This window comes from Vibrio sp. 1562, from assembly GCF_033340155.1.
GTDB lineage: Bacteria > Pseudomonadota > Gammaproteobacteria > Enterobacterales > Vibrionaceae > Vibrio > Vibrio alginolyticus.
This window is the reverse complement of record NZ_JAWOVY010000616.1, coordinates 1-567: the sequence shown is the minus strand read 5'-3', so window position 1 is coordinate 567 and position 567 is coordinate 1. Positions and strand designations below refer to the sequence as shown.

Genomic DNA, 567 nt, shown 5'->3' with positions numbered 1-567 from the left:
AATACTTTCCACTTGGTCAATAAAATCATGCCCAACATCACACAAATTCACATTTCTTCCACATTTTTCTGGAAACAGGTGGTCAGGATGAAAACACAAATAGTTAAACAAGCCGAAACGGCACAAAACAACGTGATTACTGATGAGTCAAAACGCATCATCTACAAATCGTGTTTAAGCGCATTGATGATTGTTGCGATCAGTATTCTCGTCAATCTGAGTATTCGTCTTGATTACGTAGTATTGGGATCAAGTTTGGGTGAAGTCTCTATCACTGAAACCTTACAGGTGATCATGCTGGCGATTGCTTCATGGTCGTTCTTCCAGCTTTCTAAGCAAGAAGAACAAGTTAAACACGCCGCTATTTTGATTTCCGGCTTCTTCGCTGTGTTGATCATTCGCGAACTGGACTACTGGATGGATATGATCCGTCACGGATCGTGGGTATTCCCTGCGTTAACCGTCACTGCTCTGGCTTGCGCAAAAGCTTACCAAGGTGGTAAAGGTACAGTGAACGAAATGGCACGCATTCTACAAGTTCCGCACATGAAGCTCTTGATTGGTGCC

Annotated in this window: 1 protein-coding gene; it reads left to right on the top strand. The window is 43.2% G+C overall.

What is annotated here, in order from left to right:
• Positions 1–87: 87 nt before the first annotated feature.
• Positions 88–567: hypothetical protein (locus tag R7Z49_RS26710; protein ID WP_318112685.1), on the top strand; the 480-nt coding region annotated here is incomplete at its 3' end.